This is a genomic window from Clostridium tunisiense TJ (genome assembly GCF_000300195.1).
In the GTDB taxonomy this organism is placed as follows: Bacteria; Bacillota; Clostridia; order Clostridiales; family Clostridiaceae; genus Clostridium_J; species Clostridium_J tunisiense.
The window spans coordinates 121,270-139,386 of record NZ_AMQH01000002.1 but is presented as its reverse complement, the minus strand read 5'-3'; the positions used below and the strand labels follow the sequence as shown (position 1 = coordinate 139,386).

Annotated in this window: 10 protein-coding genes, 1 other RNA gene, 1 pseudogene and 1 riboswitch; of the genes and pseudogenes, 8 read left to right on the top strand and 4 right to left on the bottom strand. The window is 31.8% G+C overall.

What is annotated here, in order from left to right; genetic code table 11:
* The first annotated feature begins 136 nt into the window (after window positions 1–136).
* The 4 genes from smpB (at window position 137) to C661_RS0100715 (ending at window position 4,132) form a co-directional block, all read left to right on the top strand.
* On the top strand, window positions 137–604 hold the full coding sequence (gene smpB / locus C661_RS0100730) for an SsrA-binding protein SmpB (RefSeq protein WP_017413377.1): 468 nt from the start codon (window positions 137–139) through the stop codon (window positions 602–604).
* Window positions 605–922: 318 nt separating this feature from the next.
* Window positions 923–1,254, top strand: a transfer-messenger RNA (tmRNA) gene (gene ssrA, locus C661_RS23015).
* 649 nt (window positions 1,255–1,903) lie between these two features.
* Complete coding sequence (locus C661_RS0100720; protein ID WP_017413375.1) at window positions 1,904–3,859, top strand: S9 family peptidase; 1,956 nt, start codon at window positions 1,904–1,906, stop codon at window positions 3,857–3,859.
* A 9-nt stretch (window positions 3,860–3,868) separates the two neighbouring features.
* Window positions 3,869–4,132 (top strand): hypothetical protein, encoded by a 264-nt coding sequence (locus C661_RS0100715; protein WP_041876854.1) that lies wholly within the window; start codon window positions 3,869–3,871, stop codon window positions 4,130–4,132.
* A gap of 65 nt (window positions 4,133–4,197) precedes the next feature.
* Here the strand turns inward: C661_RS0100715 and C661_RS0100710 are convergent, their stop codons facing one another.
* A complete protein-coding gene (locus C661_RS0100710; protein WP_017413373.1) occupies window positions 4,198–4,605 on the bottom strand; it encodes an LAGLIDADG family homing endonuclease in 408 nt (135 codons plus the stop codon).
* Window positions 4,606–5,332: 727 nt separating this feature from the next.
* On the opposite strand from C661_RS0100710, the gene C661_RS0100700 reads away from it, so the two are divergent.
* Window positions 5,333–8,794 carry a DUF5050 domain-containing protein gene (locus tag C661_RS0100700; protein WP_017413371.1) on the top strand — a complete coding sequence of 1,154 codons (3,462 nt, stop codon included), beginning with the start codon at window positions 5,333–5,335 and terminating at the stop codon, window positions 8,792–8,794.
* A gap of 101 nt (window positions 8,795–8,895) precedes the next feature.
* Here the strand turns inward: C661_RS0100700 and rsmH are convergent, their stop codons facing one another.
* Window positions 8,896–9,960, bottom strand: a complete 1,065-nt coding sequence (gene rsmH / locus C661_RS0100695) for a 16S rRNA (cytosine(1402)-N(4))-methyltransferase RsmH (RefSeq protein WP_017413370.1) — start codon at window positions 9,958–9,960, stop codon at window positions 8,896–8,898.
* Window positions 9,961–10,448: 488 nt separating this feature from the next.
* Window positions 10,449–11,024, bottom strand: a complete 576-nt coding sequence (locus tag C661_RS0100690) for a TetR/AcrR family transcriptional regulator (protein WP_017413369.1) — start codon at window positions 11,022–11,024, stop codon at window positions 10,449–10,451.
* A gap of 279 nt (window positions 11,025–11,303) precedes the next feature.
* Between C661_RS0100690 and ppsA the strand changes: the two genes are divergently transcribed.
* Both ppsA and C661_RS0100680 read left to right on the top strand, forming a co-directional pair.
* Window positions 11,304–13,928, top strand: a complete 2,625-nt coding sequence (ppsA, locus tag C661_RS0100685; protein WP_017413368.1) for a phosphoenolpyruvate synthase — start codon at window positions 11,304–11,306, stop codon at window positions 13,926–13,928.
* 91 nt (window positions 13,929–14,019) lie between these two features.
* A complete protein-coding gene (locus C661_RS0100680) occupies window positions 14,020–15,231 on the top strand; it encodes an MFS transporter (RefSeq protein ID WP_242825959.1) in 1,212 nt (403 codons plus the stop codon).
* Between the two features lie 341 nt (window positions 15,232–15,572).
* Here the strand turns inward: C661_RS0100680 and C661_RS24550 are convergent.
* Window positions 15,573–15,691 (bottom strand): annotated as a pseudogene (locus tag C661_RS24550) (IS982 family transposase); the annotation flags it as partial.
* Between the two features lie 158 nt (window positions 15,692–15,849).
* Window positions 15,850–15,933: riboswitch (cyclic di-GMP riboswitch) on the top strand.
* Between the two features lie 56 nt (window positions 15,934–15,989).
* Here C661_RS24550 and C661_RS0100675 point away from each other — a divergent pair.
* The gene (locus tag C661_RS0100675) at window positions 15,990–18,116 is read left to right on the top strand and encodes an NAD-dependent epimerase/dehydratase family protein (RefSeq protein WP_017413366.1); all 2,127 of its coding nucleotides are present in this window, start codon (window positions 15,990–15,992) and stop codon (window positions 18,114–18,116) included.
* Window position 18,117 lies beyond the last annotated feature (1 nt).

The window sequence follows — 18,117 nt, the reverse complement described above, 5'->3', positions numbered from 1 at the left end:
TATTCTAAATTACAGGGAACTAAACTCAAGACTTTAGGTAGATATAATATTAAATAGTTATTTTAAGGCTTACTAGGAGTAGAAAGTAGAAATATTTTAGAAGCCTTTAATTTATAAATTAAAAGTAGGTGAAAATATGGCTAAGAAATTAGGAACTAAGACCGTAGTTGAAAATAGAAAAGCAAGACACGATTACTTCATAGAAGAGACTTTAGAAGCTGGTATTGAACTAGTTGGAACAGAAGTTAAATCCATAAGAGCAGGAAAAGCAAATCTTAGGGATTCCTATGCAGATATAATAAATGGAGAAGTCTTTGTTAAAAATATGCACATAAGTCCATATGAGCAAGGAAATATTTTTAATAGAGATCCACTAAGAGAGCGTAAACTACTTCTTCATAAATTGCAGATAACTCAACTTATAGGATATACAGCTCAAAAGGGGTATACTCTTGTGCCACTATCTCTTTATCTTAAAGATGGAAGAATTAAAGTTGCTCTTGGGGTATGTAAGGGTAAAAAGGATTATGATAAGAGAGATGCAATGTTAGAAAAAGCTGCTAAAAGAGATATTGATAGAGAAATGAAGGAAAAGTATAGATAACACTAAACTTATTTCCAACATATGTAATCATTGTACCTTGCTATTATTTTAGATTTAGTGTAATATATATTTTGTAGTCACCGATTGATAATAACAGCTGGTGGTTACAAAATATATGAACTTTGCATATTATAGTTTGTTCTTGCATAAAATAATTGTGCAGTATATAATATAGTAACTTCATAGTTCAAATAAAATTGAATATAGCATTGAAAGTTAACAACTTTGATCTAGTAAATGTGATTAAGCTAAAAAATAGTTTATGAGGATTTACCAGAGATGCGAAATGCGTTTAAAAGAACTTTATCATGGGGGCGTACTGGTTTCGACGGGGGTACGTGGCACCTAGGAAGCGAGTGGAGGGAACTCATGGGCCCGCCTTAAAAAACTATGGGAATAAAGATAAACGCAGAAGATAATTTCGCGTTAGCTGCTTAGTTCAGCTCGTTCTACCTTTGAGTCCCACGACTTAGGATAGAGCGTCATTTAGTGGGGAACCGAGCTTAGGAAAGCTTTGACTTAAGAACGGAATTAATGAAGCTACTGAAGTGAAAAGCCTGTTCGTCGGCGTTTCATGGAGGGAATGTTAAAAGATGAACTGCACTCGGAGATGCCTAGTTGTGATGGCTTTCGGACAGGGGTTCGATTCAGTGTCAATTACATTGACAAGAGTCGCCTTAGGGAGTGATTCCTAAGTGAAAACTTGGCTTTATCGGTGAAACCGTAACATGTGATACTAATCATGATGACGGCAATACCGAGAGGTATGTGAAGAAATTCAACAGCCTCGTATCGACTCATAGGCTTCTAAGTCAAATTATTTTGATAAGAAGTACTAGGATAGAAGTTTCAAAACTATATTATGACTTCTATAATACGCCAAGCGACTTAAGATAAAACTTAAGTTGAAGATATAGTCAGCACCATACAGAAATGATGGGAAATTGTGTCCCCTCGCCTCCACCATAAAAACCTCAGCAGAAATGCTGAGGTTTTTTCCTGTTTGTAAGGAAGTTTAGAATTACAAAAGGTGAACTGTACCATAAGTAACGGAGGTTTTTGTGTAGAAGGTTGATGTAATTAGATTCTACAAATAAAGCTGGGAAATGTTACAGAAAAACCGAATTGAATTAGATGCATTTTTTCACATAAACATAGTACTAAAAATTTTTATAACAAAATAATTTAGAATAATTCAAAAATTCCCAAATATGCTTTATAATCAAAGCGAGTGCTAAAATTCACAAATATTATTTGGTACAGCACAAATTCTATGATAATGGAGGGAGTGAGGAATTTATGAACAAGACAAATTATACTTCAATTGATGAGTTGGTACAAATACCATGGCTTCAATCAATAAGCATTGGTAAGGATGGAAAGGTTGTTTCATATGTTAAAAGGACTTCTGATTTAGCTGAAAATGTATACAGAAATCATGTGTGGGTTTATGAAGTAGATGGTCAAAAGCATTATCCCATTACAACAGGTAAATCTGAAAGCAGCAGCCCTGCATGGGCGACCGATAAGAATTATTTAGCCTATATCTCAGAGGTAGGTGAAAAAGAAAAACTTCGAAAACAAATTATTTTGAAAACCTTTGACGAGTTTAATGGAATCCAGATTACAAATTCCAAGGAAGGTGTAAACAACTTTATCTGGTCGCCTGATGGCAAGGGAATATACTATACCACTACGGAATCTGATTCGGAGGAGCTAAAAAAACGTAAAGAGACTTATGGAGAATTTGAATATGTCGATAAAGAATATAAGAATGATTATTTATGCTATGTAGGAATAGAGGAAGCAATTGAATCATTTAAAGAGCTAAGTAATAAGAAAAAAGATGAAAAAGAAGAACCAAAGGATGTTAAAGTAGACATAACAAATCCGAGGGATTTTAGCATAAGGGGTTTCCAAATATCTCCGGATGGGAAAAAAGCTGTACTTATATGTACTCCAACAGGAGATATAAGAGATGAAGAGACATATGTATACCTATTGGATATCTCCACAAAAAAGCTTACAAAACTCAATGTTACTGGAACCTTTAATTCAAATATTTCATTCTCTCCAGATGGAAATAGAATTGTATTTGCTAAAACGCCAAGAGAGTCAGAATATTATAAATGGAAGGTTTTCGAAGATGTCGTTTTAGAGATATATGATCTTGAAAAGGAAGAAACCTTAATGAGGTTATCTGGATTTGACAGAGGTGTTACACCTATTAAATGGACAAGCAAAGGAATCCTTGTAACCTGGCAGGATAGAGCCAACTGTCGAATTGGAATGGTTTCTGAAAAGGGTGAAATATCTTCAATCTATAGCAATGGTGAGTGTTATATAGCCGATGCAGATAGTACCTTTGATGGTGAAAATATAGCCTATATAAAAACAGAAAAAAATAGGGCAGTTGAGGTTTACGTAAACGCAGTACAAGTAACAAATGAAAGCAGGATATACGAGAATAAACTAATGAGTAAAAAAGAAGTTGTAATCTGGAACACCAAGGATGGTCTTGAGATAGAAGGGGTTTTATCCAAGCCACATGATTATGATTCCAATAAAAAGTATCCGCTTTTGGTAGTTATACATGGTGGACCAACATGGGCATCATTCCCCTTCCATAATATGAATAAACTCTATCCAATTGAGCAGTTTGTAGAGAGTGGCTTCATTGTTCTCGAGCCAAATTATAGAGGAAGCTCAGGCTATGGAAACAAGTTTTTGACCAGTAATTTTAGAATGCTTGGAGTAGGAGACTATGAGGATGTTATTTCAGGAGTAGATGCTCTAAAGGAAATGGACATAATAGACAGCGAAAGAGTTGGAGTAATGGGTTGGAGCCAAGGGGGATACATCTCAGCCTTCTGCGCAACCTTTAGCAATCGATTCAAAGCAATCTCTGTAGGAGCAGGAATAAGTAACTGGATTACTTACTATGTAAATACGGACATAACAACGTTTACTAGATCATATCTAGGAGCCACACCATGGAATGATCCAGAAGTATATGCAATAACCTCTCCTATGACATATATAAAAACTGCTTGTACACCAACGCTTATCCAACATGGCGATAACGATAAGAGGGTACCTGTTCCAAATGCATATGAACTCTTCCGAGGGCTACAAGACTCAGAAGTGGAAAGTGAACTTATAGTATTTAAGGGAATGGGGCATAGTCCTCATAAACCTGGTCTTCATAAAGCAATAATGGAACAAAATCTTGAGTGGTTTATAAAGCATGTTTAATAAGTGTTTTTGTCAATAATAAATAGAAGAAAAGCTATTGATTATGTGAACAAACTTAACAAAACTAATAAAATGCATCGATATTGCACTAACAATAAAGAACTAAAAAGAACCGAAGTTATTTTTATAAAGGGTTATTATAATGTTTTAACTATTGGTGAAAGAATTATTAACTATGAAGATTTTAAAATACTTATTGATGATTTAGAAGAGTGCTTTGAAGATGATAAAAAGATAAATTTAAGAAGAATGAAGGAAAGAGTTATGAAATAGTGGATCTCATCCACCGTGCTTCGCTTCCACCATAAAAACCTCAGCAGAAATGCTGAGGTTTTTTCCTATGTATTTATAAATTCTTTATAAAATAATTCTTTTAATAATAGTTGTTCTTCTGAATATCTTCCATTTCTAGGAGTTAAAGTCTTATATTTTTCAATGATAAGCTTTGCTCTTTTCCTTTTACTTTCTATTATTAGATAAGGTTCAATTTCTATAAGTAAATTTATAGCATTGTTATATCGTACGTAAAAGGTATAGGAGTCATGGTGCTTTTCCAAATTATAATTTTTCTTTTTTACAATGACGCCACAACTAATAATTTGTTTTAAGTAAATTAAAAGTTCCATTGAAGTCGAAGCTACTGATACGCAAGGAGATGGTAGTTGATTTTTATGAAAGCTCTGAAGCATAATGCTTCCCTCACCATCTATGATGCCTGCTACATATGCCTTTTGAATTTCATTCATAAGTATCATCTTCCTTTTGTCATAGATTGAGGTTACTATTTTTAGGTTGTAGATTATCTAGTGAAAATATGCATAAAATACAATGTTGCTTCTATATGTATTTTGCATATAATTATATTCTAATTATGCAGTAATACTTGATTAGAACTATAACAGATTTGCGAAATATAAATGAGATTTCAGAGGTGTTAAACTATATAACGTAATATATTTTCAAGACAATTTATTCATAGGAATGATAGTGTTTTTTATGTATTGAATCTTATTTTAAGATTGTGACTTTAATCTTCGTTCTAAACTATCAAAAAGAACTTTTAATAAGGAGATTAACCACTAATATAGTCTCCATAAGTTTTACTTTAACAAAAAAAGATTCACTCAGTCTCACCAAGATTATTAAATTTGGCACAGTGACTAGATAGAGAATATTTACAAACAACACTAATGACTTATGAAATAAGAAAGGTGATAATAACTTTATCTGAAGATTTTCATAAAATTATGTATCAAGTTGAGATTGGATTCAGTAGTGTATTATAATTAAATCTATTATTAAATTCAAATTTTAAAATAAGTTCATAATATTTGTTATATTCATTGTTTTACAAAAAAAATGTTAGTATAATTTAAATGTATGAATTGGAAGTTAAAATGTCTATACAGCTAGGTATAACTAAAAGAGTTATTAATTATTATGCTTATGGTAAAAAGGAAAACGGGGGATTTTATGAAAAATATACTTAAAAAGATTTTAATTTTTCTTCTTATTATTTGTTTTGTCCCAATAAAACCTGCAATAGTTAGAGGAGAGGTTTTAAGTGATGTAACATTAGATAAGAATTTAGATGTTAACAAAGACTTAATAATTGATATTAAAGATTTAGCACAAGTGGCTAAATATTATAATGCAAATCATGAGATGTTAACGTGGCAAGACAAATATGATTTTAATGATGATGGAATCATTGATATATATGATATAACTAAGGTGTCTAGATTTATTAATAATACAATAGTAATTAGTGATGTTGTTAGGAATGTTAAGCAAGGAGAAACATATTCATTACCACAAACTATAAGTGCTAAATTAGGTGATAACTACCATATAGAGTTATTAGTTAAATGGAACTCAATGCAGGCTAACACTTCTAAGGTTGGAAAATATACTTATACTGGCACACTATTAGATTATAATAGGTCAATAACATTAACTTTAAATGTTGAGCCATCAAATAATGCTAATATAAATAATTATGGATTTGCAACATATGATGGAACTTGGGTATATTATGGAAATCCTATTAATCAAGGAAAATTATCAAAAGCTAAAATTGATGGAAGCAGCGTTGCGAAGATAAATGATGATGAACCATTGTTTTTAAATGTTCAAGAAAGTTATATTTATTATTGCAATTTATCAGATAATAGTGCAATTTATAAAGTTAATAAAGATGGAACAGAAAGAACAAAATTAACAATGGAACCAGCCACTTATTTAAGAGTATACAATAATTCAATTTATTATCAGGATGTAAATGAAAATTATAGCTTATATAAAATGGATTTAAATGGGGGTAATAAGAAAAAGGTAACTGAGGATAGTCCACTTTATATTAACTTATATGAAGAATATATGTATTATAGCAACTTTTCAAATTATGGGGAAGTTACTAAAGTGAATTTGAATAATACATCAAAAATCAACATCAATACTGAGACATCATTATATGTTACTTTGCAAGATAGTTATTTGTTTTATCAGGATTATAATGACAAATTCATTTATAGAATGAATACAGATGGCACAAACAAAATATTAGTACAAGCTTCTGAGGGCATTGAGTTGAATGCGGTAAATGGATGGTTATATTATATAAATGTAAGTGATGACAATACTCTTTATAGGATTAAATATGATGGTAGTCAGAATGAAAGGCTTACTGATTTTAATATTACACATATTAATGTAAATGGCGACAGAATATTTTTATATGATGAGTATGGTTTTTTATATAGCAGCAATTTAAATGGAACTGACTTAAAGCTTTTTGGTATTTGTAGAACTATTTCAAATATTGATGATCAGAACATACAAGTTGGACAAGGTGATTATTGTGAATTACCCAAATACGTACCTGCTGAAATGACTGATGGGTCAAAGTTGCTAGTGCCAGTAATTTGGAATTCATATAATATTGATACTGATATAAAATCATCATACACATACAAAGGAGCAGTTCAAGGATATAATAAGGAGATCGACTTAACAATTAGTGTAGTGGAAAGAGGAAATAGCAATGGAAATATTGCACATGAAGGATTAGCTGTTGAAAGGGCTGGATGGGAGTATTTTTCTGATGAAGTTGATGGAAAACTTTATAAGATAAAGCCGGATGGAACGAATAAAGTTAAACTTAGTGATGATCAGGTAAGCTATATCAATATTATAGGAGAATGGATTTACTATAAAAATCTTTCTGATGATAATAAGCTTTACAAAGTTAAAATTGATGGTTCTTCAAGGACACTGGTTTGTAGTGACTCCATGGAAAGTCTGAGTATTGTGGGAGACTGGGTGTTTTATTCAAATCTAACTGATAAAAATTATCTATATAAAGTTAAAATAGATGGAACAAGTAAAACCAAATTAAGCGAAGAGCATGTCTATGGGATAAATTTAATGGGTAATTGGATCTATTATATAAGTGCTACTTATGGGAATAGTATATATAAAATCAATAAAGATGGTTATGAAAGAACCCAGTTATTTGAGTATCAATGTAGTGGACTTATTATTTCAGGTCAAAATTTATTCGCTAATTATTTCTCGGGAATTTTAAAGATGGATCTAGATGGAACAAACAAAACTGAGATAGCTGCTGACTCATATATTTTAAACTACAATGTTTCAGGAGAACAAATCTATTATTATGATAATATTGATTACAAGCTCAGAGTAATGAATACTGATGGAACTGGGAGAAAGATATTGTGTGAAGATAAACTTTCAAATGGCACATTAAGCCCAAACAATATGCAAATTAATGGTGATTGGATTTATTATCAAAATATTTCTAATCAACCAAAGATGTATAAAATAAAAAATGATGGAACAGGAAGACAAAGATTTGGTGTTGATCTTGCTATAAAAAATATTGAGCAATTTAACGTAAGTGTTAAGTTGGGAGAGAAATATCAGTTACCAGCTACCGTTATTACAACAATTAGTAATGGGGAAAAATATTATGTGCCAGTTACTTGGAATGCAGGCAATATAGATACTTCTAAACTTGGTAGTGTCACATATGAAGGAACTGTAAATGGTTATATTAATAAGGTGAAATTAACACTTACTGTTGTAGATAAAGAAATATTAGGAAATACAGCTAATCAAGATTCTGTTGCACAGTATGGAGACTGGATCATTATTAATAATTTTAAAATGAAAGCTGATGGTTCAGAGAAAGGATACTATACCAAAGATTGGGTAGATAAGGTAAATGTAGTTGGCGACTGGATTTATTATTCTAATGGTGGGTATCTAAAAAAAGTTAAAATTGATGGCACTGGTACAACACAAGTATGTGATGAGAATGCCGAGCTTTTACGTATTATTGGAGACTGGATGTATTACAGAAACTATGATGATAAGGGAAAGCTTTACAAGATTAGACTTAGTGGACTTGATAGAACTAAGATTACTGATGATATAGTAGATGAAGTAAACATTTCAGATGATGGATGGATATATTATGAACGCAAAGTTGATCCACGAAATTTAAGCTTAAGCGAATTTTGCAAAATAAAAACGGATGGTTCAGGAAGAACAAAACTATCAGATGATGCACCAAGTTGTATTAATATAGTTGGAGAGTGGATTTACTATCAATCAAGCTACTCAACAATAAGTAAAATGAAAAAGGACGGTTCATTTAAAACTTTAATAAGTAATGTAACTCAGCCTAGTTCGATGAAAGTGGTGGGTGAGTGGATATATTTAGATAATGATTATAAATTAAGTAAAATGAAAATTGATGGTTCTAACTATAGTAAGCTTTGTGATATGCAATCAACGGATATAAATGTTTTAAATAATTGGGTTTATTTTAACGGGTCAGATGGTAAATATTATCGAATTAGATTAGATGGTTCCGATAAACAACTTATATATGATTCGTTTATTTGGTAAGTTATTTCATTATACTTTATAAGTTAATAACTAATGATATAGAATCATTTCGCTTCCATCAACAAGACCCACGACAATTTTGTCGTGGGTCTTACTTTTTCTTATGCTTTTATTGCCCAACGTAATTTAGCAGAACGTGCACGACTGTTAACATTACATTCTTCTGCTGATGGGCGAATAGGCTCTTTAGCTATTTCAGAATAAATACCTTCGCGAAGAAAGTGTTGAAAAGATTTTTTCACGCGACGATCTTCTCCTGAGTGGAATGTAAGTATGGCAACACGACCACCTTTAGCAAGGACAGTAGGAAGTTTTTCTAAAAACTCATCTAAAACTTCAAACTCTTTATTTACATTAATTCGTAATGCTTGGAAGGTCCTTTGACAGGACTTTTTAATATCATCCTCTTTGATTCTTGGAACATACTTTAGATTATCTTTGATGATATTTCTAAGTTGCGTGGTTGTTGTAATATCAATTCCTTTTTTTATGCTAGAAAGAATAGCACGAGCAATCACAGCTGCGTGAGGCTCATCAGAATTTTCTATGAGCATATCTTCTATTTCAAATAAATTCAATTCTTTTAAAAGATCTGCTGCAGAGATACCCACGTTGGGATTAAGTCTTAAGTCTAAGGGACCTTCAGCCTTAAAGGTAAACCCTCTCTCAGGATTGTCTATTTGCATAGAAGAAACCCCTAAGTCTGCCAATACAAAATTAAAAGCCTCTGGCTTTGAGGTGACTTCATCTATTTTGGCAAAGTTCATTTGCTTAATCTCTAAAATTTCTGGACCATAACCTAATTTCTCTAAACGCTCTTTAGTTCTTGGTAATTCAATAGGATCTACATCAAGTGAATATAAGCGCCCTTTTGAATCTAAACATTTAAGCATTTCTAAGGTATGACCACCATAACCTAGTGTTGCATCTAGCCCAATTTGCCCAGGGGTGATTTGTAGAAATTCCAATATTTCTTTAACACAAATGGAAATATGCATACCTGCAGGAGTGTTGCCTTTTTTAATAATTTTTTCAATATCATCAGCATATTTCTCCGGATTCAGTTCCTTGTATTTTTCCTTAAAATTCTTAGGATGAGTTCCTTTATAGCGAGGACGGCGCTGATGTTTAATTTCTTTTTCATCCAAAGTTTGATCTACACTCATTCTCTTCCCTCATTTTACAATATATTTTTACTGTTTTTTATAGATTATATCATAGCAGATACAATTTGCTAAAGCAACACCAAGGGTTTGCATTCTAAAATTACTGCTAATTGTAGCAATTAAATTACTTCTTATAGTGGAGTAGTCAAAAAATTAAGTGGTATTTTAGAATAAATTGTGATCGCTATTTTCAGAGTGTAGATTATCATGTAATTACTTGATAATCTACATATTACATTAAAAATATAATTATCATCTTTGAATGAATGTACAATATTCTTTGGAAGAAAAAATTTAGAGAGCTAGTTAAGGAGAATTTGAATTCCTTTTGACTGGCTCTCAATTTTTATACAATTATAAATATGCACCAAAATACTATGATTTAATTATTAATAAAGTTTGCAACAATTACTTTCTGTTGATATATCATTAGAGCGTTTTATTATAGGGTGTTGCCTTTGTTTTATATTTGGTGGTAACGAGATATATTAGGAATTATTTTCTCCAAATAATCCATAAAAAAATAACTTTCCTAAATCTATTCTTGTTTTTGTGCTCATGTTAGATTTAAGCATTTCATTGTATGAATTAATATAAATAAGTATTGATTCAGAAGAAATTTCCCTATCAAGACAGCCCTCACTTTTGCCTTGTTCAATTAAGTCCATTAATAAAGGAATCGTCTTATTATGACCATACTCTTCAAGAAATTTTTGAACAGTTGGATCTTTTAAAAGTTCTGAATAAGACAGGTTTCCATCTAAATTTTTTGCTGATTCTAATGATATATGGACCATCTTTTCAAATTTTTCTCGAAATGAAATATTACTTTTAATCAATGCCTCTAAATCTTTCATTATTTCATCCATAATTTTAAAGTAAGCTTGCTTTGCTAAATTTTCTTTACTCTCAAAAAAATTATATATACTGACTTGAGATACATTGGCTTTTTTTGCAATTTCAGCAATGCTTACTACTTTTATTCCATTAGCTGAAAATAATTCACATGCAGCTGTAATAATATCATCCATTTTTTTTTCTCTACGTCGTTGAAAGCCATTCATTATACTCACCTCTATATAATTTTAACGAATTTCATGAAATTTATCAATATAAAATTTCATAATTTCATTGACAACATTCTTATGAAGTTATATTATGAAATAAACGCATGGAATATTTCATAATTGTCAGATTGATTAATATAATGAGCAAAATATATTGAAGCAACAATAATCTAGAAAAGCAGTTATTGTGAGACCAGATGGAAATTGAATATTAAAGATGTTTTTTGTAACGGTTGAAAAGGATAAAATTTTGAAAAATATATAGGAGGTATATGTATGAATTCTTATGTAATTAATTTTCATGAAATTGATAAAACAAAGCTTATGGTAGTTGGAGGAAAAGGTTTAAATTTAGGAGAATTATCAAAAATCCAGGGGTTACAGGTGCCAGAAGGCTTTTGCATAACCACCGAGGCATACAAAAGGATCATTGGGAATAATGAAGAGTTTAACAAGCTACTGAATCAATTATCCATACTAAAGGTTAGAGACAGGAAAGAAATAGAAGAAACTAGCAAAAATATAAGAAGGGTCATTGAAGGGGCAGAAATTTCAAAGGATATAGAAGAAGAGATTTCTAGACACATTTCAAAATTGGGGGAGGGATACTCATATGCTGTGCGTTCGAGTGCTACAGCAGAGGATTTACCCTTGGCTTCCTTTGCAGGCCAACAGGATACGTATTTAAATATAATTGGTAAGGATTCTATCCTGCAGCATGTTAAAAAGTGTTGGGCATCATTATTTACAGACCGTGCCGTGACATACCGTATTCAAAACGATTTTGAGCACCATAAGGTATATTTATCTGTGGTGGTTCAAAAAATGATTTTTCCTGAGGCTTCAGGAATTATGTTTACAGCAGACCCAATCACAGGAAATAGAAAGGTAGTTTCCATTGATGCAAGTTTTGGACTTGGTGAAGCTTTAGTTTCTGGGCTTGTGAATGCTGATATTTATAAGGTTAGGGAAGGGAAAATCTTAAGTAAGAAGATATCTACTAAAAAAATATCTATTCAAGCTGTAAAAGAAGGCGGTACAGTGGAAAAGGTGATCAATTCTCAATTGCAGAATGTACAGACACTAACTGACGAGCAGATTTTGAACCTTGAGGCTATGGGAAGAAAAATAGAGAAGTATTTTGCCTGCCCACAAGATATTGAATGGTGCCTATTTGAAGGGCGTTTCTATATTGTTCAGAGTCGCCCAATCACAACTTTATATCCCATACCTAAAGCAGAAGATGAAAAAAAACATGTGTATATATCATTAGGACATCAACAGATGATGACAGAAGAAATTAAGCCATTAGGAATATCTTTCTTTCACTTATTATCATTTTGGTTCTCTGGAATTGGTAAACCTGTTGGTGGAAGATTATATATAGATGTAACTTATGACTTGGCATCACCTATAGGCCGAAAAGTTTTAATCAGTAGTACAGGCAAGATAGATGTTCTAATGCAAAATGCGCTTTCAAATTTAATAAAGAGGAAGGACTTTCTTAAGAGCTTACCGAAAGGAAAAGGCTCCATAAATATGAGTTCGGGGACTTTAGCCTGGATAAAGCAAGCAATAAAAATCTATAGGAAAAATGATATTGGATTTATAGAAAACTTGATTAACTACAATGAAGGATTGATACGAGATGTGGAGCAAAGAATTACAAATAAAACAGGGGATGACTTGTTTGAATTCATTTTACAAGATACAAAACAATTAAATACGACGTTATACAATCCAGAGAGCATGGGAGTGATGGTAGTATGGGGATATGTATCAGATTGGATTAACAAAAATATAGAAAAATGGCTAGGTGAAAAAAATGCAGTGGACATACTTTCTAAATCAGCGCCTAATAATATCACTTCTAGTATGGGATTAGATCTTCTGGACGTGTCGGATGTAGTCCGTCAATATCCTGCTGTGATTGAATATTTTAAAAATGCAAGTGATGAAAACTTTTTTCAAGAACTTAGAAATCAGGAAGGTGGCAAGGCAGTAAGTTATGCAATGCAAGAGTATCTTAAAAAATACGGAATGCGTTGTCCTGGAGAAATAGATATCACAAAGTCTCGTTGGAGTGAAGAACCCACAGCACTTATTCCAATGATACTTAGCAATATTAAAAATTTACAGCCGAATTCAAGTGCTACGAAATTTGCCCAGGGGCAGTTGGAAGCGAAGAAGAAGGAAATGGAAATATTAAATCGCTTAGAGAAATTACCTGGTGGTAAAGGAAAGGCAAAAAAGACAAAGAAAATGATTAGTGTTTTGAGAAATGTTACAGGCTACCGAGAATATCCTAAGTACTTTATTATAGGATGTTATCAAATTTATAAAAATGCTCTGATGAAAGAAGCTAATATACTAGTACAAAATGGCGTCATATTAAATAAAGAGGACATTTATTATCTATCCTTTGAAGAATTCAGGGAGGTTGCTCGCACAAAAACACTTGATTATAGCATTATTACAAAGAGAAAAGAGGAGTACGAGGTATATGAAAAACTAACACCTCCTAGAGTTATAACATCTGAGGGTGAGGTTATAACTGGTGAATATAACACTGGAAATATTCCTAAGGATGCTTTGGTGGGCTTACCGGTTTCAGCGGGGATCATAGAGGGCAGAGCAAGAGTGGTTCTAAAGCTTGAAGATGCCAATATAGAGGAGGGTGATATATTAGTAACTTCATTTACAGATCCTAGCTGGACACCTCTATTCGTATCCATCAAAGGGCTGGTAACTGAGATAGGTGGATTAATGACCCATGGTGCTGTCATTACTAGGGAATACGCACTTCCAGGAGTGGTAGGCGTAGAAAATGCTACGAAATTGATTAAAGACGGGCAAAGGATCCGAGTAAATGGAACGGAAGGGTATATAGAAATATTGTGATAAAGTAGTAACAAATGCTGATAGAGAGGGGCGAGGTTTTAATTTTATGAAAAGAGAGAAAAATGGTTTTAATATTAATCTTACATTGTTTTTGATTGGAAGAATGATATCCGACACAGGGACCAGTATACAAATGATGATTATGCCTCTTTATATTATAGATGCTGGGGGTAATGCAACTACTATTGGCCTCTTTTCCTTTGCATCTCTAGTGCCGGCTCTTTTTGTATATCCTTTTGCTGGAGTGCTTGGGGATAGGTTGAATCGGAAGGCAATCATGGTTATAACGGATTTAGCTAGTGCATGTGTAATACTCTTATTGGCTTTCATATCATATTTTGATAGAATGAGCCTTACTTTGCTGCTTGTGGGTCAAATAATAATATCCTTGCTAAACGGTTTGTTTGATCCAGCCACAAGAGGAATGATGCCCCAGCTTGTAGCTCAAGAGGAACTAAATGTAGCTAATTCTAAAATGGCATCGCTGAGAGGGTTATCCGTCCTGTTGGGTCCTGTTATTGGTTCTTTAATGTATTCTGAATTTGGTATTACGATACTATTTTTTATTAACGGATTTTCATTTTTATTGTCTGGAATAAGCGAGATGTTGATTAGATATAAACATGTGAAAAGTAAGTCGGTAGAAGGTATATCTGAAATAGTATCAGACTTATCTAGGGGTATTAGATTCATTTTATCTAATAAAACTATCCGTATGGCATGCTATTTTCTTATTGTAATATATTTTTTAGTACAACCAATTTTTGCAGTTGCATTACCTTTATTCTTTAAAACTCGTTTGGAATATTCTAATGCACAATATGGTTATTTACAATCAATAAGTATACTGGGAATGATTTTGGGAAGCACTTTTGTTGGTTGGATATTTGGGAAAGAGAGCGGAATAGTAAAACCACTAAAAGTTGGGTGTAGCTTGCTGATAGTAAGTATGTTGATGTTTTCACTTCTTATGTTTCCTTATACTCTATCTGTATTAGGAAATGATACAATTTTATATTTTCTATTGCTAGCAGTTGTCTTTTGTTTATTTAGTGCAGCTAATATGTTTATTAATGTTCCGATACAGTCCTTTATACAACGAGAAACACCAATGGAATATATGTCCCGAGTATTTTCTATAATTGGGATGATTACAAGAGGGGGGATGCCATTAGGTGCATTAGTTTATGGAATTCTCCTTAGTAGAGTTGATACGCATTGGCCTGTGTTTGTGAGTACTTTATTGATGACGTTAATTTCTATTACCTTTATAAAATCTTTTATTAAAGCTCATGAGCTTTAATAAAAGATGAAATTGTAATAGGAGTTAGAATTGAAAATATTTTTTGGACACAGTCTCTTCCTGTTGATTACACCAATAACAAGAAGGGTGAATGAAAAATGATACAAAAAGTTCCATTGAAGTAGAGGCTGCTGATGCATAAAAAGAAGATAGTTGATTTTTATGCAAACACAGCCAAGACTTTTAGGGTAAAAAATGATGCCTAGGGACAAAAAAGAAACACTTACTTAAAGGAATTTAAAATAAATACCAGCATATACATTTAATATAACGTATACTAAATTTTAATTAAGTACAAAGTAATTTACAGTTTAACTTGTTGTATTAATAAAATTTTTTCAACTTTTAATATATGCTGGAGTTACTGTTGATAAATATCATCAATTGTAACAAAAGTGACAATAGTAAAGTCCTTAAGATTATTTATTGATGTATTGTAGTAATTATTAAGCTCTAGCATTTATGTTTCCCATTATCATTGTTGAATTGGCATTTTTCAATAATAGAGTAACATGAAATGCTAGGGCTTTTATATTTGTAATTAATACTAGTTCATTTATCAGTACAACCCGTGAATTTATTATTTTCATACTAAGAAATAACAGATAAAAAATATCAAATATAATTAGAAACGATGATGCAACTTTTTTATTTGGGTACCTGAAAGTTGTTAAGTTAATGGTACAACCGGCTAATATAAATAAATTAGCCGGTTTTTATTATGCAAAAATTTATTTTTAGGAAGGGGGAATTTATGGATGAAGGTCATGTATGTTGGAGGGGACCATGAATTAGGGAAATCATTTATTGAGAGAATGGGGAAGGAAGGCTATGATGGTTACTTACTGTCAGATAACAAGTTTTCAGGAAAAATTTCTAAGACTATAAAATATAAGTACTATAAGTTATCTGGAAAAGCAGATATGACAGAAATAGTTTTTTCTTCTGTTCTACCTGACATTGTTGTATTTGCAGGTATTGACTATATGAATATCCCTAGCAGTGGAAGCAAGGGAAAGTATCTTATTACTTTAAATAATGTTTTAGAGCAATGTGCAAAGTATAATGTTAAAAAGTTTATCTATCTTTCTTCTTATGAGGTATATGGAGCCCAGTGTGGAGTCATAGCTGAAGATAATAAAATTATACCTGATACTAGTAAAGGTCTTATGTATGCACAGGGAGAGTCAATGGTTTCCTTATATAAGGAGAAATATAAGTTTCAGAGCATAGTTCTTAGAGGAACAGAGGTTTATAGTGAAAATTGCAGCGATAAAAGCAAGGATTTTTTAAGTAGCTTAATTAGAGAATTAAAATTGCAATCGAAGATTAACATTGGAAAAGATGAAATTTTCCAGCCAATACATGTTTCAGATTATGTAGATGCTATTAAACGTGTAATGGAATCAGAAAATCATGGAGTTTATAATGTTTCAGGAGACTTTAAGGTTTCTAGAGCAGAATTATTACAGTTACTATCTGAAAGCTTTAATATTGAAGCAGATATAGAGTCAGAAGGTAATGCTAGGATAAAAAGTGTCAGCAATGAAAAAATCCATAAAGAACTAGAATGGACAGACTTTAGAAACTTGACAAGTTTACTTAAGGAAAAGAAAATTGTTTATTTGGAAGATAAGATTAAAATTCCTAAGAAAGAAAACAAAAAAATGCCTCCAGCAATTAGAAGAACCATAGAGAATGTTATAGTATTTATTATATTTTTCCTACTGTATTATATATGTGATTCTCATACCTTATTTTCAAAAGTTCATTGGCTTTTGATATATGTGGTACTTATATCCTTATTCATGGGCATACGTCAAAGTGCTATAGCCGTTATTTTAGCTAGTTGTGGTTATTTATTTATGCAAAATATTAGTATATTTGAAATGACTAACTTTTACTCTTATGCAGAATCAGTTCTTATGATTGTTGAATTTGTGTTTTTTGGTATTTGCACTAGTTATACTTCAGATATGCTAAAAGAAAATCTTGGGGAAAGTCAGAGAAACTTAAAAATGGTGAAATCTGAATATGAAGAATTAAAAGAAATTAATAAAGAAAATGTAGCTATAAAGATGGAGTATGAAAAGAGAATTTTAGATTCAAAATCAGGATTACCTAAATTGTATTCAGTTGTAAATAAGCTAATGGTTCTCCAGCCAGACCGTATATTCATGGAAATTCTTAATGTTATATCAGAGATGATTAATACTAGAATGGTGGCAGTTTATAAGGTAAACGAAAAGAGCTCCTATTTAAGACTTGTAAATGCTTTAAATGAAGAGTCAATAATAAGTGGTAAGTCATGGAACTTGGACAATTACCCTAAAATTAAGGCTGCTATACAAAAAGGAGAATTATATCAGGGCAATGTATGGAACAAGGAACCAGCAGTAGTAGTGCCAATTTCTCATGAAGGAAAATCTATAGCAGTAATTTTAATTAAAGCTTTAGAGTTTGAAAGCCAAACTTTGTACCACATTAATCTTCTTAGAACTTTAGCTTTATTAATTACTGAATCTGTTGTACGTGCAATTGAATATGAAAATTATACACGTGGACAAAGATATATTAAAAATACAGACATATTAAACAGTAAGGAATTTAAAAGAATTGTTTTACTGGCACAGGAGAAAAAGGATAAGCAACTTGCTGAATATTGCATAATTAAGTTAGGCAATTTAAGAACCTTAGAGGACATATATGAAATGGCATCAGCTTGTGTTAGAATGACAGATCATTTTGGAACAGATCATGAGGGAGTAGTATATGTATTGCTTAATAATACCTCAGGAGAAGACTATAAAATTGTTTTAAAAAGACTAGAAGAAAAGGGTGTTAAGGCAGAGCTAGTTAGAAGTTATGAAGGCATAGGTGATTAAT

Excerpts from the sequence above, each read along its gene's own strand:
- smpB (WP_017413377.1), top strand. The coding sequence starts at position 137 with ATGGCTAAGAAATTAGGAACTAAGACCGTAGTTGAAAATAGAAAAGCA.
- C661_RS0100720 (WP_017413375.1), top strand. The coding sequence starts at position 1,904 with ATGAACAAGACAAATTATACTTCAATTGATGAGTTGGTACAAATACCA.
- C661_RS0100710 (WP_017413373.1), bottom strand. The coding sequence starts at position 4,605 with ATGAATGAAATTCAAAAGGCATATGTAGCAGGCATCATAGATGGTGAG.
- C661_RS0100700 (WP_017413371.1), top strand. The coding sequence starts at position 5,333 with ATGAAAAATATACTTAAAAAGATTTTAATTTTTCTTCTTATTATTTGT.
- rsmH (WP_017413370.1), bottom strand. The coding sequence starts at position 9,960 with ATGAGTGTAGATCAAACTTTGGATGAAAAAGAAATTAAACATCAGCGC.
- C661_RS0100690 (WP_017413369.1), bottom strand. The coding sequence starts at position 11,024 with ATGAATGGCTTTCAACGACGTAGAGAAAAAAAAATGGATGATATTATT.
- ppsA (WP_017413368.1), top strand. The coding sequence starts at position 11,304 with ATGAATTCTTATGTAATTAATTTTCATGAAATTGATAAAACAAAGCTT.
- C661_RS0100675 (WP_017413366.1), top strand. The coding sequence starts at position 15,990 with ATGAAGGTCATGTATGTTGGAGGGGACCATGAATTAGGGAAATCATTT.